Here is a 19,276-nt window from a genome sequence, read left to right as displayed (position 1 = left end):
GAAAAACACCATGTCCAAAGACATCCATTCCCGCCTGCACGCCGAGCTGTCCGAACGCACGCGCCATCTGCAAACCGTCGCCGAGACGCTGAAGACCGAACTCTTCGGCATCGACGACATCATCGACCGCGTGATCGATTCGCTGCGCGCATGGTATGTGCTGCCGCAGCTCATCAGCCGCCCTGTGGTCATCTGCCTCTGGGGCCTGACCGGCACCGGCAAGACGCAGCTCGTGCGCCGCCTGGCCCAGCACCTGGGCTTCTACGACCGCTTCATCGAAGTGCAGATGGACGGCTTCAGCCACGGCTCGGGCTATCACAGCCGCGGCTCCATCTCGGCCATGCTGGCCGAATCGGGCATTGCCGAAGGCACGCCCGGCATCCTGGTGCTCGACGAGTTCCAGCGCTTCCGCACGGTCGACGGCAGCGGCAACGACGCCAAGGTCGAGCGCTACCAGGACGTGTGGGCGCTGCTGTCCGACGGCCGCCTGCCGCCCGCGCTGTCGATGCTCGGCGAGATCGAATCGTCGCTCGCGCAGGCCGAATACGTGCAGGACCGCGACGGCCCGGCCGACAGGAAGAAGGACGACAAGAAGCGCAAGCTGCACCTCTCGCCCTGGGAGGCGCGCGAAGTGAAGCGCTGCCTGAAGCTCACCGAGACCCTGCTGCAGATCATGGCCTGGAAGCCCGCCGAGGTGCACGCACGCCTGCGCGCCTTCCGCGACATGCAACAGAGCTGGGAGACCGACTACAGCAAGCTGCTGGTGTTCGTCTCGGGCAATCTCGACGAGATGTACGCCGAGACGGCGCGCCGCGTCGAGGACTGCGACACAGACGCCGACATCTTCCACACGCTGACGAAGAAGCTCTCCGTCATCGATGTGAAGAAGGCGCTGGCCGAGCGTTTCCGCCCCGAACAGATCGCACGCCTGGGCAACAACCACGTGATCTACCCGTCGTTCAACCGTGCGACCTATGTGCGCCTGATCCTGTCGATCTGCGACCGCTATGTGGCCGAGATCCAGGAAAGCTCCGGCGTGCGCTTCGTGCTCGACGCGAGCGTGTACGAGCAGATCTACGCCAACGCCGTGTTCCCGGCGCAGGGCACGCGCCCGCTGTTCTCGTCGATCCACGCGATCCTGAGCGCCACGCTGGTCAATGCCGCGCTGTGGGCCCTCGAGCAAGGCGCCGACGGCGGCGAGCCGGTGTGGCTCACGCTGGACGCGGGCGCCTCCTGCATCGCGGCCAGGTACCGCAAGGCACGCCGCCAGTTCCCGGTGTCGCTGGAGCTGAACCGCCTCAAGCAGCGTTCGAGCGAGGACTTCCGCGCCCTGCTCGCCGTGCACGAGGCCGGCCACGGCGTGGCCTACGGCCTGCTGTTCGGCCGCGCACCGCAGGAGATCAAGATCAACGTGGCCTCGTTCGAGGGCGGCTACAACAGCTACGAGCAGCGCAAGACGTGGTCGAAGGAGAACCTGCGCGACCGCATCTGCGTGAGCCTCGCGGGCCGTGCCGCCGAGCAACTGGTGTTCGGCGAGCAGGCCTGCACCTCCGGCGCCGTGCAGGACTTCATGCAGGCCACGGCCTGCGCGGCACAGTACGTGCGCCACTTCGCGTTCGGCACGCGCCTGAGCCGCACCGACGTCGCGAACGACCCGGAGGACAACCGCAACACCGACGTCGATGCCACCAACCCCGAGATCGAGGCCCTGCTCGCGCAGGAGCATGCGCGCGCCCTCGCGCTGCTCGACGCGCACACGCCGGCGCTGGTGGCGGTGGTCGACGCGCTGATGCGCGAGGGCTCCATCGCGCCGGCCGAACTGGCGGCAATGCTGGGCCTGCCAACCGCTCCAACCGGAGAGCCGACCGATGCCTATGCGGCGCTGCTGGCGAGCTTCCGAGCCCGCCATGCCGACCTGCTGCCCCCGGCGCAACCAGAGGCCGCCGCGGCGGCCATCCCCGCCAGCGCGGCCCGCGTGCTGCGGGCAATCGCCTGAATCGCCCGAGTCAGGCAAACGACGCTCCATGAATGCACAATCACGCCCCATGTCCACCGTTTTCAACTTCACCTTCGTGCCCTGGTTCCGCTCGGTCGCGCCCTACATCCACACGCACCGCGGCAAGACTTTCGTGGTCGCCCTGGCGGGCGAGGCGATCGCGGCGGGCAAGCTGCAGAACATTGCGCAGGACCTGGCCCTGATCCAGAGCATGGGCGTGAAGATCGTGCTGGTGCACGGCTTCCGGCCGCAGGTCAATGAGCAGCTCGCGGCCAAGGGCCACGAAGCGAAGTACTCGCACGGCATCCGCATCACCGACGAAGTGGCGCTCGACTCCGCGCAGGAAGCCGCGGGACAGCTGCGCTACGAGATCGAGGCCGCCTTCAGCCAGGGCCTGCCGAACACGCCGATGGCGGGCTCGACGGTGCGGGTGATCTCGGGCAACTTCATCACCGCGCGGCCCGTAGGCGTAGTCGACGGGGTGGACTTCAAGCATTCGGGCCTGGTGCGCAAGGTCGACTCGGCCGGCATCCGCCGCACGCTCGATTTCGGTGCGATGGTGCTGATGTCGCCCTTCGGCTTCTCGCCCACCGGCGAGGCTTTCAACCTGACGATGGAAGAGGTGGCCACCAGCGTCGCCATCTCGATCCAGGCCGACAAGCTGATCTTCCTGACCGAGATCCCGGGCATCCGCATCGACAGCGAGTTGCCCGAGAGCGAGGACAACCCGATCGACACCGAGCTGCCGCTGGACGCCGCAGAAAAACTGCTCGCCTCGCTGCCACCGCCGCAGAAGCCGACGGACACGGCTTTCTACCTGCAGCACTGCGTGAAGGCCTGCAAGGCCGGCGTGGAGCGCAACCACATCCTGCCCTTCGCGCTCGACGGCTCGCTGCTGCTCGAGGTGTACGTGCACGATGGCGTCGGCACGATGGTGATCGACGAGAAGCTCGAGAGCCTGCGCGAAGCCTCGGTGGACGACATCGGCGGCATCCTGCAGCTGATCGAGCCCTTCGAGCGCGACGGCACGCTCGTGAAGCGCGACCGCACCGAGATCGAGCGCGACGTGGGCCACTACACGGTGATCGAGCACGATGGCGTGATCTTCGGCTGCGCGGCGCTCTACCCATACCCCGAGGCGCGCACCGCCGAAATGGCCGCGCTCACGGTGTCGCCGCAATCGCAGTCGCAGGGCGACGGCGAACGCATCCTCAAGCGCGTCGAACACCGCGCCAAGGCCATGGGCCTGGACAGCATCTTCGTGCTCACCACGCGCACCATGCACTGGTTCCTCAAGCGCGGCTTCCAGCAGGTCAACCCCGACTGGCTGCCCGAGGCGCGCAAGCGCAAGTACAACTGGGACCGCAAGAGCCAGGTGCTGGTCAAGAAGATCTGATCGACTGCTGAAATCCCCGAGAAGGAGACTGTCCCGATGACGCTCGCAACCGCCCTGCTCTTCGCCATCGTGGCCTTCGCCGCCATCGCCACGCCCGGCCCTACCGTCCTGCTGGCGCTGAGCAACGGCTCCCGCCACGGCGTACGGCGAGCCTTGCCGGGCATGCTCGGCGCGGTGCTGTCGGACTTCGTGCTGGTCGGCGCCGTGGCCCTCGGCCTTGGCGCGCTGCTGGCCGCGTCGGAGTTCTGGTTCTCGATGCTGAAGTGGGTCGGCGCGGTGTACCTGGCGTATCTCGGCCTGCGCATGCTGCGCTCCAGGGGCGGCAGCTTCCATCTGCCTGCCGCCGACGGCGCGCCGTCGACCACGGCGGGCGAGAGCAAGCGCATCTTCTTCAAGTCCTTCCTCGTGGCGGTAACCAACCCCAAGGGCTACATCTTCTGCTCGGCGCTGTTGCCGCAGTTCATCGATCCCTCGGCCGCGCAGGCGCCGCAGTACTTGGCCATTGCCCTGATCTTCGCGGGCCTGGACATGGCGGTGATGCTGGCCTACGCCTTCGTCGGCGCCCGCGCGATCCGGCTGCTGACCGTGTCGGCCACGCGCTGGATCGACCGCGCCTGCGGCGGCATGTTGCTGGCGCTGGCCGGCTCGCTCGCCTTCTACCGGCGCGGCGCGGCCTGACGACGACACCTGTCGCCGGCCAGTAGCCGCTTCGCCAGAAGCGGTAACAGGTGTCACCGATAATCCCGGGCATGAATCCCCTGCTTTCCCGGTTGCAACCCTATCCCTTCGAGCGGCTGAAGCAACTGTTCGCGGGCGTCACGCCCAATCCCGAGTTTTCCGCCATCAGCCTGGGCATCGGCGAACCCAAGCACGCCACGCCGGGCTTCATCAAGGACGCCTTGAGCGCGAGCCTCGGCGCGCTGGCCGCCTACCCCGCGACCGCCGGCGACGTGGCGCTGCGCACCGCCTTCACCGACTGGCTGAAAACCCGCTACAGCCTCGCCCTCGACCCGGCCACGCAGGTGCTGCCCGTCAACGGCTCGCGCGAGGCGCTGTTCTCGCTGGCCCAGACCGTCGTCGACCCGACCGCCTCGCCGCAGCCGGTGGTGATGTCGCCCAACCCGTTCTATCAAATCTACGAGGGTGCGGCCCTGCTCTCGGGCGCCGAGCCGTACTACGTGGCCAGCGTGCCCGCGCGCAATTTCGCAGTCGACTGGGACAGCGTGCCCGACGACGTCTGGGCCCGCACCCAACTGGTGTTCGTCTGCTCGCCGGGCAACCCGACAGGCGCCGTGATGTCGCCGGACGAGTGGAAGAAGCTCTTCGCGCTGTCCGACCGCCACGGCTTCGTGATCGCCGCCGACGAGTGCTACAGCGAAATCTACTTCCGCGACGAGCCCCCGCTCAGCGGCCTCGAAGCCTCGGTGAAGCTCGGCCGGCCCGACTTCAGGAACCTGATCGCGCTGACCTCGCTGTCCAAGCGCAGCAACGTGCCCGGCCTGCGCAGCGGCTTCGTGGCGGGCGACGCGTCCATCATCAAGAAGTTCCTGCTCTACCGCACCTACCACGGCAGCGCCATGAGCGGCACCGTGGCCGCGGCCAGCATCGCGGCCTGGGGCGACGAGTCCCATGTGGTCGATAACCGCGCGCAGTACCGCGCCAAGTTCGCTGCCGTCACGCCGCTGCTCGAACCCGTGCTCGACGTGCGCCTGCCCGACGCCAGTTTCTACCTCTGGGCCGGCGTGCCCGAAGTGTGGGCTGGCGACGACGAAGCCTTCGCCCGCGCGCTCTACGCTCAATACAATGTGACGGTTTTGCCGGGCAGCTATCTGGCGCGCCATACGACATACGGGGCGCACAGCGCCAACCCCCGGCCGGGGCCGCATCCGCATGGCGCTGGTGGCCGGAACCGCCGAGTGCGTCGAGGCCGCCGGACGCATCGTCCGCTTCTGCAACGAGGGCACGGACGCCCGCCGCTGATCCGCTTTCCCGCTCCCATTTTTCACCCGAGACTTTCTTCATGACCCAGCAACTGCAACAAATCATCGACGCCGCGTGGGAAGACCGCGCCAACATCTCGCCCTCCGCCTCGCCGGCCGAAGTGCGCGACGCCGTCGAGCACGTCATCACCGAACTCAACAACGGCAAGCTGCGCGTGGCCACCCGCGAAAGCGTCGGCAAGTGGACCGTGCACCAGTGGATCAAGAAGGCCGTGCTGCTGTCGTTTCGCCTGAAGGACAACGAGCAGATGCAGGCCGGCTCGCTCGGCTTCTACGACAAGGTGCCGACCAAGTTCTCGCACCTGTCGGCCAACGAGCTGAAGGAATCGGGCGTTCGCATCGTGCCTCCGGCCGTGGCCCGCCGCGGCAGCTACATCGCCAAGGGCGCGATCCTGATGCCCTCTTACGTGAACATCGGCGCCTACGTGGGCGAAAGCACCATGGTCGACACCTGGGCCACCGTGGGTTCGTGCGCGCAGATCGGCGCCAACGTGCACCTGTCGGGCGGCGTCGGCATCGGCGGCGTGCTCGAGCCGCTGCAGGCTGGCCCCACCATCATCGAAGACAACTGCTTCATCGGCGCGCGCTCCGAAGTGGTCGAAGGCGTGGTGGTCGAAGAAAACTCGGTGCTGTCGATGGGCGTGTTCATCGGCCAGAGCACTCCGATCTACGACCGCGCCACCGGCGAAACCCACTTCGGCCGTGTGCCCGCGGGCTCGGTCGTCGTGGCCGGTAGCCTGCCCAAAGACAACGGCCGCTACAGCATGTACGCCGCCATCATCGTGAAGAAGGTCGACGCCAAGACGCGTTCCACGACCTCGCTGAACGACCTGCTGCGCGACTGAACGGTCCCCAGGACCAACCCCTTTTCCCCTTAGAGAAAACAACAGCACCCGAGGAGAGAGACCGATGAACATGATGGAGCGGATTCTTCGTTTGATGGCCGAGCGCAAGGCCTCCGACATCTACCTCTCGGCCCACTCCCCGGTGCTGATCCGCATCAACGGCATCTGCGTGCCGATCAACGCGCAAGTGCTGCCAGCCACCGCGCCGCTCGCGCTGCTGTCCGAAGTGGTGCCCCCCGCCCGTATCCAGGAGCTGGAAAGCACGGGCGAACTCAACATGGCCGTCGCCCTTGAAGGCGCCGGCAACTACCGCATTAGCGCCATGCGCCAGCGTGGCACCTACGCGGTGGTGGTGCGGCACATCGCCTCGACGATTCCGAGCTTTGCCGACCTGAACCTGCCCGACATCCTCAAGACGCTCATCATGGACAAGCGCGGGCTGATCCTGATGGTGGGCGCCACCGGCGCCGGCAAGACCACCACGCTGGCCTCGATGCTCGACTACCGCAACGAGCACGCCAGCGGCCACATCCTGACGGTGGAGGAACCGATCGAGTTCACCTACACCAACAAGAAATCGGTGGTGAACCAACGCGATGTGGGCAGCGACACCACCTCGCTGCAGATGGCGCTGAAGAACGCGCTGCGCCAGGCGCCCGACGTGATCCAGATCGGCGAAATCCGCGACCGCGACACCATGACTGCCGCCATCGCCTACGCGCAGTCGGGCCACCTGTGCGTGGCCACGCTGCACGCCAACAACAGCTACCGCGCGCTGAACCGCATCCTGAGCTTCTTCCCGGTCGAGGTTCGGCCTACGCTCCTGGGCGACCTGGGCGGCGCGCTGCGCGCCATCGTGTCGCAGCGCCTGCTGCGCACGCCGACCGGCGGCCGCGTGCCGGCGCTCGAAGTCATGCTCAACACCGCGCTGGTGGCCGAGCTGATCGAAAAGGGTGACTTCTCGGGCGTCAAGGAAGCCATGGAAAAGTCGATGGCCGAAGGCTCGCAGACCTTCGAGGAAGACATCGCCCGCCTCATCACCGAAGAGCGCGTCACGCGCGAGGAAGGCCTGTCGCACGCCGATTCGCCCACCAACCTGATGTGGCGCCTGCAGAACCGCGCCGCGCCCAAGCAGCAGGTGGACGACCGCCACCTGACCGACCAGGTCGACGAACCCACCTTCACCGACATCACGCTCGACGTCAAATTCTGACTCTCCCCCAGGCTTCGCGCACTTCGTGTCGCGCGCCGGTTCCGCGGTGTTCCTGGAAGAGTCACCCTCCATTCCTGTGCCATGTCCCGTACGCTCCAGCTCGCCGAACAACTCATCTCGCGCCCCTCCGTCACCCCTGAAGACGCGGGCTGCCAACAGATCCTCGGCGAGCGGCTGGCGCCACTGGGCTTCACCCTGGAAACCATCGGGAGCGGGCCGGCCGACTTTCGGGTGACCAACCTCTGGGCGGTGCGCCGTCCCACCAACGCGGCTGCGACCAAGACGCTGGTATTCGCCGGCCACACCGACGTGGTGCCCACCGGCCCTGTCGAGCAATGGACCAGCCACCCTTTCACCCCCACGCATCGCGACGGCAAGCTCTACGGCCGTGGCGCCTGCGACATGAAGACCTCGGTGGCCGCCTTCGTGACCTCGATCGAGGAATTCCTGCAGGCCGTGCCCGACCCGCAGCTCACGCTCGCCCTGCTGCTCACCAGCGATGAAGAAGGCCCCGGCGTCGACGGCACCGTCATCGTCTGCAACGCGCTGGCCGCGCGCGGCGAAGTCATCGACTACTGCATCGTTGGCGAGCCCACGGCGGTGGAGCGCTGCGGCGACATGATCAAGAACGGCCGCCGCGGCACCATGAGCGGCAAGCTCACCGTCAAGGGTGTGCAGGGCCACATCGCCTATCCGCACCTGGCGAAGAACCCCGTGCATTCGGTGGCGCCCGCGCTGGCTGAGCTGGTGGCCATCAACACCGCGGGTGGCTGGGACACCGCGAGCAACCCCTACTTCCAGCCCACCAGCTGGCAGATCAGCAATTTCCATTCGGGCACCGGCGCAAGCAACGTGATTCCGGGCAGCGCGGTGATCGACTTCAACTTCCGCTTCTCGACCGAATCGACGCCCGAATCGCTGCAGCAGCGCGTGCACGCCGTGCTCGATGCGCACGGCATCGACTACACGCTGGCCTGGACCATCGGCGGACTGCCCTTCCTGACGACGCCCGGCGAATTGGTCGCGGCCGTGCAGGGCGCGATCCGCGCAGAGACCGGCATCGAAACCGAGCTGTCGACCAGCGGCGGCACCAGCGACGCGCGCTTCATCGCCAAGATCTGCAGGCAGGTGGTCGAACTCGGCCCGGTGAACGCCAGCATCCACAAGATCGACGAGCACATCGACGTGGCCGAGATCGAGACGCTGAAGAACATCTACCTGCGCACGCTGAAGCAGCTTGACGCTGCACTCGCGGCATGAGCACCGTCATCGAGCTGATCGAGTCGGGCGCCAGGCGGCTCGAGGAAGCCGGCGTGGCTTTTGGCCACGGCACCGCCAACGCCTTCGACGAAGCCGCCTGGCTCGTGCTGTGGCGCCTGAAGCTGCCGCTGGACGACCTCGACAGCGTCGCCGACACGCCCGTGTCGCCCGCAGAAGCCGGCAAGGTTTCCGCGCTGATCGACGAACGCATCGCCACGCGCAAGCCCGCCGCCTACCTCACGAAAGAGGCGTGGCTGCAGGGCGTGCCCTTCTACGTGGACGAACGCGCCATCGTGCCGCGCAGCTTCATCGCCGAGCTGATCGCCGACGGTTCCATCGACTACTGGCTCGGCGAGCACACGCAGCGCGTGCTCGACCTGTGCACCGGCAACGGCAGCCTCGCGGTGCTCGCGGCGCTGACGTACCCGGACGTGACCGTGGATGCGGCCGACCTGTCGGTCGAGGCGCTCGAAGTGGCCGCCATCAACGTCACGCGCCACGAGTTGGACGCGCGCGTCACGCTCATCGAATCGGACGGCCTGGCGAACGCGCCCGGCCCGTACGACCTCGTGCTGTGCAATCCACCCTACGTGAACAGCGCCAGCATGGCCGCCCTGCCCGCCGAATACCGTGCCGAGCCCGAGCTCGCACTGGCCGGCGGCACCGACGGCATGGATTTCGTGCGCCAGCTGTTCGCCGACGCGCCTTCCCGCATGAGCGAGCGCGCCGTGCTGGTGCTGGAAATCGGCAACGAGCGCGACTATTTCGAGGCCGCCTTTCCGCAGCTCGAGGTCGTCTGGCTCGAAACCTCGGCGGGCGAGGACCAGGTCTTGCTGGTCACACGGGATGCGCTGCTGAAATCGGACTTCCGGACGCAGAAGTAATACAAAACCATTTTTGGTTTTCCTTTTGCGCCCTCTGCGAAACCTTCGCGTCCTCTGCGTCCGGTAACCCGCATTCGCGGCCCCCTTCTGCCCACCCGGGATAATCCCGGCCTAGGCCCATTTTCATGATCACTCTCAAAAACGTCATTCTTCGCCGCAGCGCCAAGGTTCTGCTCGACGGCGCCACCGTCACCCTCAACCCCGGCGAGAAGGTCGGCCTGGTGGGGCGCAACGGCGCCGGCAAGTCGACCCTGTTCGCCTTGCTCAACGGCACGCTGCACGAAGACGGCGGCGACTTCTCGGTGCCCAAACACTGGCGCATGGCCCAGGTGGCGCAGAACATGCCCGAGACCGAGGAGTCGGCCACCGACTTCGTGGTGGGCGGCGACACCCGCCTGACCGAACTGCGCGAGTCGCTGGCCGCCATCGAGGCCGCCTACACCGAGAACCCCGACGACGCCGACATCGGCATGGAACTGGCCCACGCCTACACCGACCTGGCCGACGCCGGCGAGCACGACGCCGTGCCGCGCGCGCAGGCGCTCATCCTGGGCCTGGGCTTCAAGTCGCACGAGCTCGACGAGCCCGTCAACAGCTTCTCGGGCGGCTGGCGCATGCGCCTGCAGCTGGCCCGCGCCCTGATGTGCCCGAGCGACCTGCTGCTGCTCGACGAACCGACCAACCACCTGGACCTGGACGCCCTCGTCTGGCTCGAAGCCTGGCTGCAGAAGTACCCGGGCACCATGATCGTCATCAGCCACGACCGCGAGTTTCTCGACGCCGTGACCGACGTCACCCTGCACATCGCCAACGCCCAGCTCACGCGCTACGGCGGCAACTACAGCAAGTTCGAGGACATGCGCGCGCTGCAGATGGAGCAGCAGCAGGTGGCCTTCAGCAAGCAGCAGGACAAGATCGCCCACCTGCAGAAGTTCATCGACCGCTTCAAGGCCAAGGCCAGCAAGGCCAAGCAGGCGCAAAGCCGCGTCAAGGCGCTGGAGCGCATGGAAAAGGTGGCGCCGCTGCTGGCCGAGGCCGACTTCACCTTCGAGTTCAAGGAGCCGGGCAACATCCCCAATCCGATGCTGTCGATCAGCAACGCGAGCTTCGGGTACGAGATCGAGAACGAAGCGCCCAAGACCATTCTTCGCGGCGTGAGCCGCTCGGTGCTGGCGGGCCAGCGCATCGGCATCCTGGGCGCCAACGGCCAGGGCAAGTCGACGCTGGTGAAGACCATTGCGCGCGAAATGGGCGCGCTGGCCGGCCAGGTCACCGAGGGCAAGGGCCTGAACATCGGCTACTTCGCGCAGCAGGAACTCGACGTGCTGCGCCCGCAGGACACCCCGCTCGAGCACATGGTTCGCATGGCGCGCGAGCTCGGCAGCAGCGTGAAGGAAGCCACCGGCGAACAGGCCCTTCGCGGCTTCCTCGGCAGCTTCAACTTCAGCGGCGACATGGTCAAGCAGCCCGTGGGCACCATGAGCGGCGGCGAGAAGGCCCGCCTCGTGCTTGCGATGATGGTGTGGCAGCGCCCCAACCTGCTGCTGCTCGACGAGCCCACCAACCACCTGGACCTGGCCACCCGCGAGGCCCTGGCCGTGGCGCTCAACGAGTTCGAAGGCACGCTGATGCTGGTGAGCCACGACCGTGCATTGCTGCGCTCGGTGTGCGACGAGTTCTGGCTGGTGGGCCGCGGCGTGGTCGGCGACTTCGACGGCGACCTCGACGACTACCAGCGCTACCTGCTCGACGAGGCCAAGCGCCTGCGCGAAGAAGCCAAGATGGCGACGCGCGAGGCCGTCAGCATCGCCGCAGCTGCTGCTGCCGCCGCACCGGTGGCGGCGCCCGCCGCTGCGCAGCAACGCAAGCAGGACGCCCAGGAGCGCCAGCAGCGCAGCGACCAGGCCAAGCCGATCAAGCGCGAGATCGCGCAGATCGACGAGCGCATGGCCGCCGCCGGCACCGAGCGCACAGCGCTCGAAGCGCGCCTGGCTCGGCCGCTGCCTCCTGCCGAGATTGCCGAAGCCGGCAAGCGGCTGAAGGCGCTCAACGATGAAATCGGCCGCCTCGAAGAGCGCTGGCTGGCCCTGTCGGACCAGCTTGAAGCCCTGGCGGCCTGACCTGGAACCAGGCAAGGGGAATCACCGGATGCCGTCCGCCATCGACCTGGCCCGGGGTGACGAGAAACTCATCGCCGCCGTGCACCGCAGCCGCCGGCTCATCACCCGCAAGGCCCTGATGGCGGCCGCCGCCAGCGCCGTGCCCCTGCCCGGCATCGACTGGATGGCCGATGCCGCGCTGCTCTCGCGGCTGGTGCCGCAGATCAGCGCCGAGTTCGGCCTCTCGGTCACCCAGGTCGAAAAGCTCGCGCCGCACCAGCGCGAGCGCATCCAGAAGGCAGCGACCACCGTCGGCGCCCTGCTGGTCGGCCGGCTCGTCACGCGCGACCTGCTGATCCGGCTGGCCAGGCACGCGGGCGTGCGCCTTACCGCCAAGCAGGCAACCAAGTACGTGCCCATCGCCGGGCAGATCGTGTCGGCCGCGCTCGGCTATGCGGCACTGCGCGCGCTCGGCGAGCAGCACATCAAGGACTGCGTGCGCGTCAGCACGACCCTCGCTCTCGCGCCGCCCGAACCGCACGCGAACGCCTGAGCGCCTCGCGGTCGAACAGCACCTGCGCCGCCCAGCCTGCACACACCAGCCCGAAGCAACCGGCCCCCGCGATGGCGGGGCGTGCCGCCACCAGCCCGACGATCAGCCCCGCAAGGGACAGCAACGCCAGCAGCGCGCACAGCACGCGATCAAGCCAAAGGCCCGACAGGAAGCGTCTGAGCACGGCTTACTCATCGGCCGACGGTCGGCGCAAGGCCCGCGGCGCAGATTTGAGCGCCTCTTCCCGCATCTGCTGCTCGTAGGCAGCCAGCAGCGCAATGTAGTGGCGCGACATCACGTCGCTCACCCGCCCCAGGCCGATCTTGCTGATCGTCGGCTGCGGAATGCCGGTTCTCTGTTCGATCTGCTTCTGCGTGAGCCCCATGGCCCTCAGCGCCAGCACCAACTCGCGTGGCTTCATGGTCTTTCTCCCTTTTTCTCATATTTTAGAGTCCAGAAAGAATATTCATTTGAGCTTAAATCCCGCTCAATGGAGACCATTGCCACACGCGCCTTGGCCGCGCGCAAATTCGCCAAGATGACGCAGAAGCAGGCAGAGGCAGCTTCCGGCGTCAAGCAGTCCAGCATTTCCAAGATCGAGCGGGGAGACACCAGCCGGTCGATGAGCGTGCTCGCGCTGGCGCGCGCCTACCGTGCCGATCCCAACTGGCTGGACACCGGCGACGGACCGGCTCCATGGGACGAAGACCAGATCCGCCAGGCCCGCGACAGGGCCAACGAACCGCCTGGCCCCTATCGCGTGACACGCACTCCGCCGTCGATCCCGTCGTTCAATCCCCGCACTCCCGGCACCGTGCCGCTCATCGCATGGGCGGACGCCGCCAACTGGGACAGCCTGGAAGTTTCGCAACAGCCCAGTGCCGAGCGCTGGATTCCCTGCATCGCCCATCACAGCCTTCATACCTATGCGCTGCGCGTGCGCGGCGACAGCATGACCGCGCCCAGCGGCCATCTGAAGAGCTATCCGGCGGAGTCGATCGTGTTCGTCGATACACAGTTGAAGACACCCGATGACGGCGAACGCATCATCGCGAAACTCGACGACAGCGGCGAGATCACCTTCAAGGTGTTCAAGGAAGACGACGGGCGCCGCTGGCTGTTGCCGTTGAACCCGACGCACGAGCCGGTACGCCAAGCCTTCACCGTGCTCGGCACCGTCATCGGCAAGTGGGAAGACGAAGACTGAGGCCGTTGAAACGGGATTCCATCAAGGTCAGCTTCTATGCAGGTTCACAGGCGATAGTCATGGCTCTCCCTGTGGCCTGCATTCTCTGATCCTCCCTCCTCCAGCAGGTCACCTTCCAGCCCGCCTTCGTGCGGGCTGTTTTTTTGTTGTTCCAGGTCCGCGCGCTTTGCGTTACCTCGCCGGACAACTTTGAACGCCGCAAATAAAAAAGGCCGCTGGAAGGCGGCCTTGATCAACGTGTTTTCAGAGGAGAAGGGTTCTGGTAGGACGTACTGGATTCGAACCAGTGACCAACGGATTAAAAGTCCGCTGCTCTACCAACTGAGCTAACGTCCCGGAACCATTTTTTCTTCTAGCCGGTATCGAATCCGGCAAAGCCTAAGATTATAGCGTGACGTTTGAGGCAATTTGGTCGAGAACCCAACCCGCTGCACATTGACCGAAGGTCGCGGTGACGCTGACCACCGATCCGTAGCCATGGCAGTTGAGCGAGCCGTCGCCTTCGATGGCGCATGACGCATCGGGCGGCGCCACGCTTTCGCGGCTGAAGACGCAGGCGATGCCGATCTTGCGGCCTTCGCGCGGCGCGCCGTGTTCCTTGCGCAGGCGCTGACGCAATTGCGCCAGCAAGGGGTCGTGCGTGACGAGCGACAGGTCGTCGATGTCGACCTTGTGCGCCTGCCGCTTGCCGCCCGCCGCGCCCACCGTGACGAACGCAGCGCGCGATGATGAAGAAGATGCACGCGCCCACGCCGCCATGGCCACCTTGGCCTTCACCTGGTCGCAGGCATCGATGACGGCCGTTACCGGCCCGTTCGCGGCCAGCGCCGCATCGAGCAGCGATGTCCAGTTGCCGGGCTCGACGAAATCGTCGATCGCCTGCACCTTGCATCCGGGGTTGATCTGCGCGATGCGGTCACGCATGGCTTCGACCTTGGCCTGTCCCACGGTGGCATCGAGCGCATGGATCTGGCGGTTGATGTTCGACTCCGACACGTGGTCGAGGTCGATCATCGTCAGCCGCCCCACCCCGCTGCGCGCCAGCGCCTCGACCGCCCACGAACCCACGCCGCCGATGCCGACGACCAGCACATGCGCGTTGCGGATGCGCGCGGCACCGGCAACGCCGTACAGCCGCTCAAGCCCGCCGAAGCGGCGCGCAAGATCGGGCGCCGCGGTGTCGATGAGGACATCCGCGGCGGCGGGAGGAGTGGTGAAAGCGTCGATGACGATGGCACTCAAGCGCAAGGCTCCGCCGGCATCAACGCAGGCGCGAGAGGCGCTCGCGGCCGGCCTGCGCGGCTTCGGACTGCGGATAGGCCTTGGTCAGGTCTTCCAGCGTGCGGCGCGCGGCGCGCGTGTCCTTCAGCTCGATCTGGCAGTTCGCGATCGACAGCACGGCCTCGGGGGCTTTGGCATGGTCGGGCGCGAGCGAGAGCATGGAGCGGAAGTTCGCAATGGCCTCGTTGTAGTTGCGCGTGGCGTACTGCGCATTGCCGAGCCAGAACAACGCAGAAGCGTTGTAGCCGCTTTGCGGGTAGCGCTTGACGAATTCGGCGAACGCGGTCTGCGCCTGCGCGAACTGGCCCGAGCGGAACACGCCGAGGGCGGCGTCGAAGTCGGCCTTTTCCTTGGGATCGGCGGTGAACTCGCGGCCGTCCACCGATACCTTCGAGGGCTCGCTCTGCTTGAGCTTGTCGTCGATGGTGGTCTGGCGCGACTGCATCTCGCTCAGCGTGCGCGTGAGCTGCTCGTTCTGGCCGGTCATGCGGGCGAGGTCGCCACGCATCTGCTCGATCTGGTTCTGCAGGTCGAGCAGGCTGCGGCGCAACTGGCCGTTCTCGTCGGTCAGCCGCTGGTCGGTCTGCTGGCGCATGGCCTCGACGCGCTGGCGCAGGTCGAGGATGGCGCGGCGTGCCTCGTCATCCTCGAACAGTGCGGCCTGCGACCCCATCGAGACGCAAAGCAGGGCTGCGGCCAGCGCCGCGCCTCGCATGAGAGCGCGCGGCATCACCGGGTGTAGCGGAGTTCGGCGCGGCGGTTCTGTGCCCATACTTCCTCACCCGAGCCCGGGACGGCAGGCTTTTCCTTGCCGAAGCTCACGGCCTCGATCTGGCCGTCGCTCACGCCCAGCAGGGTCAGCGCGCGGCGGACGGCCTCGGCACGCTTCTGGCCGAGCGCCAGGTTGTACTCGCGGCCACCGCGCTCGTCGGTGTGGCCTTCGATCGAGACGCGGCGCTGCGGATTGGCCTTGAGGAACCTGGCGTGGCCGTCGATCAGCGACTGGAATTCGGGCTTGACGGTGTAGCTGTCATAGTCGAAATAGACGATGCGCGCCACGCCAACCGGACCCTGCATGGTGCCGGCGTTCTGATCGGCATTGACTGGCGTCACGGTGCTGGCGCCGCCGCCCTGCTGGCCCGCGGTGCCGCGCCCGTCGGTCACGGGCGTGTCGTTGAGCTTGGTGCCCGACGAGCAACCGGCGATGAGGGCCACGATGGCCAGCGAATAAATCGTACGTTTCAACATTTTTTCAAACTCCTCAAATAAACCTTGGTCATTGCTTTTGAAACGGACCCCAGTCCGGTTCCCTGATGTCTCCCGCCTGTCCCGCAAGCCGTGCCTTTATTTTTCCATCTAGCGTGGTCGTCATGAGCGCTTCGCGGCCTTGCAGGTGCGTTGCGTAGACGATCAGCTTGCTGTTCGGGGCAAAGCTTGGACTTTCGTCCGCGGAGGTGTCGGTGATCGCGCTGACGTTGCCGGTTGCCAACTCCATCACATGGAGTTTGAAGGCACCGCCCACGCGGGAGATGTAGGCCAACCACCGGCCATCGCCGCTGACAGACGGAGAGATGTTGTAGGTGCCGCTGAAGGTCACCCGTGTCGGGTTGCCGCCGCTGGCGCTCATCTTGTAGATCTGGGGCGCACCGCCGCGGTCGCTCACGAAATAGATGGTGCCGCCGTCGGCCGAGTACACAGGCTCGGTGTCGATGCTTGCGCTTTGCGTCAGGCGACGCGGTTCGCCGCCGCTGGCCGGGATGGAGAACAGCTGCGAGCCGCCGTCGCGGCTGAGCGTGACGGCGAGCGAATTGCCGTCGGGCGCCCAGGCCGGTGCGCTGTTGGAGCCCTTGAAGTTCGCCAGCAGCCGGCGCTGGCCGCTGGCCACGTTGTGCACGTACACGACGGGCTTGCGCGATTCGAAGGAAACGTATGCCAGCTGTTGGCCATTGGACGACCAGCAGGGCGAGATGATGGGTTCGGGGCTGGCGAGCGCGGCTTGTGCGTTCTCGCCGTCGGCATCGGCCACCCACAGCGAGTAGCGGCTGCCGCCCTTGGTGACGTAGGCGATGCGGGTCGAGAAGATGCCCTTCTCGCCGGTCAGCTTCTCGTAGACGTAGTCGGCAATGCGATGCGAGGCAAGGCGCAGGTCGCCTTGCGGCACTGTGTAGCTCTGGCCACCGAGGTCCTGCCCCTTCACCACATCCCACAGGCGGAACTTCACGTCGAAGCGGCCGTCGCCCAGCCGGGTGACGCTGCCCACCACGAGCGAGTCGGCGGTGCGCTGCCGCCACAGCGACAGGTCGGGACGGGAGGCTTCGTCCAGCGCCTGGCCCGAGGCATCGACGCCGCGGAACTGGCCGCTGCGTTCCAGGTCGGCCTGGACGATGTCCGAGATCTTCTGGGGCGAGCCTTCCTGGCCCTTGAAAGGAACGAGCGCGATCGGCAGCTGCGTGAGCCCGACGCCCGACACCTCGACCCGGAACTGGGCCAGTGCAGGAATCATGGGGGTGGCAGCGAGGGCCGCAATGAGTGTGCGGCGTGCAAAAAGTGATGAAGAAGGAGTTGGAATTGGAGTTGGCAACGGCTTGTTCATGCGATTCGGAGAGGTTTCCGGGTAAAAAGTTCTCCCCGGCTTTATCGGGCCACATGTTACACACTGGCTTGGGGCGGCCGTCACAAAACGTTTATCGAGCGGCGCGGTCCTACAGAAGCACCGGCGGCAGGCCCTGAATGAGGGCCCCGTAGAATCCGCCGCCATGCAAGCATCCCCCGGCGGCGAGAACGCACGCCCTCCCCTGATGCGCCGTCTGGCGCGACTCATGACCTGGTTTGGCGGCTCGCGCCAATGGTGGGCCCTCGGACTGAGCGGGGCGATGCTGGCTGCAATCACCGAGCCACTGATGGCCGCGCTATTGAAGCCGCTGCTCGATCGCGGCTTCACGCGCGGCGAGATGCCGTTGTGGTTCGTGCCTGCCGCCGTGCTGCTGCTGTTCGCGGTGCGCGGCATCGCCCAGTTCATCTCCCAGTACGCGCTGTCGCGCATCGCCAATGAAGGCATGCAGAAGCTGCGACGGGTGCTGTTCGAGCACCTGCTCGGCGCCGAACTCGCGCTGTTCGCGCGCCAATCGGCCAGCACCCTGTCGAACACGGTGGTCTACGAAGTGCAGACCGGCGCAATGCTGCTGGTGCAGGCGCTGCTCGGCCTTTCGCGCGACGGCTTCACGCTGATCGCGCTGCTTGGCTATCTGGTTTACCTGAACTGGAAGCTCACCCTGATCGTCGCATTCCTCGTGCCCAGCATCTCCTGGATCATGAAGGTGTTCTCCAAACGGCTGTACCGCCTCACCCAGCAAGGCCAGCAGGCCACCGACGAACTGGCCTACGTGGTCGAGGAGAACGTGCTCGCCCACCGCGTGGTGCGCCTGCACGGCGCGGAAGGCGCGCAGGGCCACCGCTTCGAACAGCTGAGCCAGCGCCTGAACCGCCTGGCCGTGAAGTCGACCATCGCGCAGGCGGCCACCACGCCGCTCACACAGATGATGGCGTCGCTCGCGCTGTCGGTGGTGGTGATGATCGCGCTCTGGCAAAGCGGCAAGCAGGGCTTCACGGTGGGCGGCTTCGTTGCCTACATCACGGCCATGCTGATGCTGATTGCGCCGATCCGGCGCCTCGCCGAAGTGGCCGGCCCGATCACGCGCGGCCTCGCCGCCCTGGAGCGCGGGCTGGTCCTGATCGACGACGTGGCACCGGAGTCGCAGGGCACATTCCAGGTCGAACACGCCGAAGGACGCATCGAGCTGCGCAACGTGCAGGTCAGCTACCGAGGCGAAGACGAACAACGCGCGCTCGACGGCGTGAGCCTGACCATCGAGCCCGGCCAGGTGGTCGCATTCGTCGGCCCCTCGGGTTCAGGCAAGACCACGCTGGTCAACCTGCTGCCCCGCTTCGTGCAGCCCAGCGGCGGCCAGGTGCTGCTCGACGGGCACGACACCAGCGAATGGCAACTGAAGAGCCTGCGCGCCCAGTTCGCCATGGTGAGCCAGGATGTCGTGATGCTCAACGAGACGCTGGCCGCCAACGTGGCGCTGGGCGCCGAGATCGACCGCGAGCGCGTGCTGCAGTGCATAGCGGCGGCCAACCTCAGTGCGCATGTCGAAAGCCTGCCCCAGGGCATGGACACGGTTCTCGGCCACAACGCCACGCAGCTGTCGGGCGGCCAGCGCCAGCGCCTCGCCATTGCCCGCGCGCTGTACAAGAACGCCCCCGTGCTGCTGCTCGACGAAGCCACCTCGGCTCTCGACACCGAGTCCGAGCGGCTGGTGCAGGATGCCCTGCAGCGCCTGATGCAGAACCGCACGACGCTGATCGTGGCCCACCGCCTCTCGACCATCCAGCACGCAGATCGGATCATCGTGATGGAGCAAGGCCGCATCGCGGAGCAAGGCAGCCACGCACAACTCATGGCGATGGACGGACTCTATGCGCGGCTGCAGACACTGGCCGTGCGCAGCGCCACGCCGGGGCAGGATCCGACGCTCTGAG

At 66.7% G+C, this 19,276-nt stretch carries 18 protein-coding genes, 1 tRNA gene and 1 pseudogene; 12 read left to right on the top strand and 8 right to left on the bottom strand.

What is annotated here, in order from left to right:
- The first annotated feature begins 10 nt into the window (after positions 1-10).
- The 10 genes and pseudogenes from ACEOAB_RS13555 to ACEOAB_RS13510 all read left to right on the top strand — a co-directional run bounded on the left by ACEOAB_RS13555 (position 11) and on the right by ACEOAB_RS13510 (position 12,246).
- Positions 11-1,996 (top strand): AAA family ATPase, encoded by a 1,986-nt coding sequence (locus ACEOAB_RS13555; RefSeq protein ID WP_413747555.1) that lies wholly within the window; start codon positions 11-13, stop codon positions 1,994-1,996.
- Between the two features lie 49 nt (positions 1,997-2,045).
- On the top strand, positions 2,046-3,392 hold the full coding sequence (gene argA, locus ACEOAB_RS13550) for an amino-acid N-acetyltransferase (RefSeq protein ID WP_007832305.1): 1,347 nt from the start codon (positions 2,046-2,048) through the stop codon (positions 3,390-3,392).
- 36 nt (positions 3,393-3,428) lie between these two features.
- Entirely contained in the window at positions 3,429-4,070 is a 642-nt protein-coding gene (locus ACEOAB_RS13545) for a LysE family translocator (protein ID WP_413747554.1), read from the top strand.
- Positions 4,071-4,141: 71 nt separating this feature from the next.
- Positions 4,142-5,372: pseudogene (dapC, locus tag ACEOAB_RS13540) on the top strand (succinyldiaminopimelate transaminase).
- Positions 5,373-5,412: 40 nt separating this feature from the next.
- Positions 5,413-6,237 carry a 2,3,4,5-tetrahydropyridine-2,6-dicarboxylate N-succinyltransferase gene (dapD, locus tag ACEOAB_RS13535; RefSeq protein WP_413747552.1) on the top strand — a complete coding sequence of 275 codons (825 nt, stop codon included), beginning with the start codon at positions 5,413-5,415 and terminating at the stop codon, positions 6,235-6,237.
- 64 nt (positions 6,238-6,301) lie between these two features.
- Positions 6,302-7,450 carry a PilT/PilU family type 4a pilus ATPase gene (locus tag ACEOAB_RS13530; protein ID WP_007832312.1) on the top strand — a complete coding sequence of 383 codons (1,149 nt, stop codon included), beginning with the start codon at positions 6,302-6,304 and terminating at the stop codon, positions 7,448-7,450.
- 81 nt (positions 7,451-7,531) lie between these two features.
- The gene (gene dapE / locus ACEOAB_RS13525) at positions 7,532-8,710 is read left to right on the top strand and encodes a succinyl-diaminopimelate desuccinylase (RefSeq protein WP_056598864.1); all 1,179 of its coding nucleotides are present in this window, start codon (positions 7,532-7,534) and stop codon (positions 8,708-8,710) included.
- A complete protein-coding gene (prmB, locus tag ACEOAB_RS13520; protein WP_056598867.1) occupies positions 8,707-9,594 on the top strand; it encodes a 50S ribosomal protein L3 N(5)-glutamine methyltransferase in 888 nt (295 codons plus the stop codon). The genes dapE and prmB overlap by 4 nt, the downstream gene beginning before the upstream one ends.
- Positions 9,595-9,719: 125 nt before the next feature.
- Positions 9,720-11,714 (top strand): ABC-F family ATP-binding cassette domain-containing protein, encoded by a 1,995-nt coding sequence (locus ACEOAB_RS13515; RefSeq protein ID WP_413747551.1) that lies wholly within the window; start codon positions 9,720-9,722, stop codon positions 11,712-11,714.
- Positions 11,715-11,742: 28 nt separating this feature from the next.
- Complete coding sequence (locus tag ACEOAB_RS13510; protein ID WP_413747550.1) at positions 11,743-12,246, top strand: hypothetical protein; 504 nt, start codon at positions 11,743-11,745, stop codon at positions 12,244-12,246.
- On the opposite strand, the gene ACEOAB_RS13505 is transcribed toward ACEOAB_RS13510, so the two are convergent.
- Both ACEOAB_RS13505 and ACEOAB_RS13500 read right to left on the bottom strand, forming a co-directional pair.
- On the bottom strand, positions 12,197-12,430 hold the full coding sequence (locus tag ACEOAB_RS13505) for a hypothetical protein (RefSeq protein WP_413747549.1): 234 nt from the start codon (positions 12,428-12,430) through the stop codon (positions 12,197-12,199). The two genes, ACEOAB_RS13510 and ACEOAB_RS13505, sit on opposite strands and share 50 nt — an antisense overlap.
- A gap of 3 nt (positions 12,431-12,433) precedes the next feature.
- Positions 12,434-12,667: a helix-turn-helix domain-containing protein gene (locus ACEOAB_RS13500; protein WP_413747548.1), complete on the bottom strand. Its 234-nt coding sequence runs from the start codon at positions 12,665-12,667 to the stop codon at positions 12,434-12,436.
- A gap of 69 nt (positions 12,668-12,736) precedes the next feature.
- Here ACEOAB_RS13500 and ACEOAB_RS13495 point away from each other — a divergent pair, with 69 nt between their 5' ends.
- Entirely contained in the window at positions 12,737-13,453 is a 717-nt protein-coding gene (locus tag ACEOAB_RS13495; protein ID WP_082572391.1) for a helix-turn-helix domain-containing protein, read from the top strand.
- A 44-nt stretch (positions 13,454-13,497) separates the two neighbouring features.
- Here the strand turns inward: ACEOAB_RS13495 and ACEOAB_RS13490 are convergent, their stop codons facing one another.
- The 6 genes from ACEOAB_RS13490 to tolB all read right to left on the bottom strand — a co-directional run bounded on the left by ACEOAB_RS13490 (position 13,498) and on the right by tolB (position 17,327).
- The gene (locus ACEOAB_RS13490; protein WP_157610303.1) at positions 13,498-13,689 is read right to left on the bottom strand and encodes a hypothetical protein; all 192 of its coding nucleotides are present in this window, start codon (positions 13,687-13,689) and stop codon (positions 13,498-13,500) included.
- Between the two features lie 24 nt (positions 13,690-13,713).
- Positions 13,714-13,789 (bottom strand) — tRNA-Lys (locus tag ACEOAB_RS13485).
- A gap of 48 nt (positions 13,790-13,837) precedes the next feature.
- A complete protein-coding gene (locus ACEOAB_RS13480) occupies positions 13,838-14,695 on the bottom strand; it encodes a tRNA threonylcarbamoyladenosine dehydratase (protein ID WP_056598879.1) in 858 nt (285 codons plus the stop codon).
- A 19-nt stretch (positions 14,696-14,714) separates the two neighbouring features.
- Positions 14,715-15,464 carry a tol-pal system protein YbgF gene (gene ybgF, locus ACEOAB_RS13475; protein WP_056598881.1) on the bottom strand — a complete coding sequence of 250 codons (750 nt, stop codon included), beginning with the start codon at positions 15,462-15,464 and terminating at the stop codon, positions 14,715-14,717.
- A complete protein-coding gene (gene pal, locus ACEOAB_RS13470; RefSeq protein ID WP_056598884.1) occupies positions 15,464-15,982 on the bottom strand; it encodes a peptidoglycan-associated lipoprotein Pal in 519 nt (172 codons plus the stop codon). The genes ybgF and pal overlap by 1 nt, the downstream gene beginning before the upstream one ends.
- Positions 15,983-16,010: 28 nt before the next feature.
- Positions 16,011-17,327, bottom strand: coding sequence for a Tol-Pal system beta propeller repeat protein TolB (gene tolB / locus ACEOAB_RS13465; protein WP_082572393.1), 1,317 nt, complete (start codon positions 17,325-17,327; stop codon positions 16,011-16,013).
- A gap of 163 nt (positions 17,328-17,490) precedes the next feature.
- Here tolB and msbA point away from each other — a divergent pair, with 163 nt between their 5' ends.
- Positions 17,491-19,275, top strand: a complete 1,785-nt coding sequence (gene msbA, locus ACEOAB_RS13460; RefSeq protein WP_413747546.1) for a lipid A export permease/ATP-binding protein MsbA — start codon at positions 17,491-17,493, stop codon at positions 19,273-19,275.
- Position 19,276 lies beyond the last annotated feature (1 nt).

The sequence above is a fragment of the Variovorax sp. Varisp53 genome (assembly GCF_059491555.1).
This window is presented reverse-complemented; position numbering and strand designations above follow the sequence as displayed.

Excerpts from the sequence above, each read along its gene's own strand:
- ACEOAB_RS13555 (WP_413747555.1), top strand. The coding sequence starts at position 11 with ATGTCCAAAGACATCCATTCCCGCCTGCACGCCGAGCTGTCCGAACGC.
- argA (WP_007832305.1), top strand. The coding sequence starts at position 2,046 with ATGTCCACCGTTTTCAACTTCACCTTCGTGCCCTGGTTCCGCTCGGTC.
- ACEOAB_RS13545 (WP_413747554.1), top strand. The coding sequence starts at position 3,429 with ATGACGCTCGCAACCGCCCTGCTCTTCGCCATCGTGGCCTTCGCCGCC.
- dapD (WP_413747552.1), top strand. The coding sequence starts at position 5,413 with ATGACCCAGCAACTGCAACAAATCATCGACGCCGCGTGGGAAGACCGC.
- ACEOAB_RS13530 (WP_007832312.1), top strand. The coding sequence starts at position 6,302 with ATGAACATGATGGAGCGGATTCTTCGTTTGATGGCCGAGCGCAAGGCC.
- dapE (WP_056598864.1), top strand. The coding sequence starts at position 7,532 with ATGTCCCGTACGCTCCAGCTCGCCGAACAACTCATCTCGCGCCCCTCC.
- prmB (WP_056598867.1), top strand. The coding sequence starts at position 8,707 with ATGAGCACCGTCATCGAGCTGATCGAGTCGGGCGCCAGGCGGCTCGAG.
- ACEOAB_RS13515 (WP_413747551.1), top strand. The coding sequence starts at position 9,720 with ATGATCACTCTCAAAAACGTCATTCTTCGCCGCAGCGCCAAGGTTCTG.
- ACEOAB_RS13510 (WP_413747550.1), top strand. The coding sequence starts at position 11,743 with ATGCCGTCCGCCATCGACCTGGCCCGGGGTGACGAGAAACTCATCGCC.
- ACEOAB_RS13500 (WP_413747548.1), bottom strand. The coding sequence starts at position 12,667 with ATGAAGCCACGCGAGTTGGTGCTGGCGCTGAGGGCCATGGGGCTCACG.
- ACEOAB_RS13495 (WP_082572391.1), top strand. The coding sequence starts at position 12,737 with ATGGAGACCATTGCCACACGCGCCTTGGCCGCGCGCAAATTCGCCAAG.
- ybgF (WP_056598881.1), bottom strand. The coding sequence starts at position 15,464 with ATGCCGCGCGCTCTCATGCGAGGCGCGGCGCTGGCCGCAGCCCTGCTT.
- pal (WP_056598884.1), bottom strand. The coding sequence starts at position 15,982 with ATGTTGAAACGTACGATTTATTCGCTGGCCATCGTGGCCCTCATCGCC.
- tolB (WP_082572393.1), bottom strand. The coding sequence starts at position 17,327 with ATGAACAAGCCGTTGCCAACTCCAATTCCAACTCCTTCTTCATCACTT.
- msbA (WP_413747546.1), top strand. The coding sequence starts at position 17,491 with ATGCAAGCATCCCCCGGCGGCGAGAACGCACGCCCTCCCCTGATGCGC.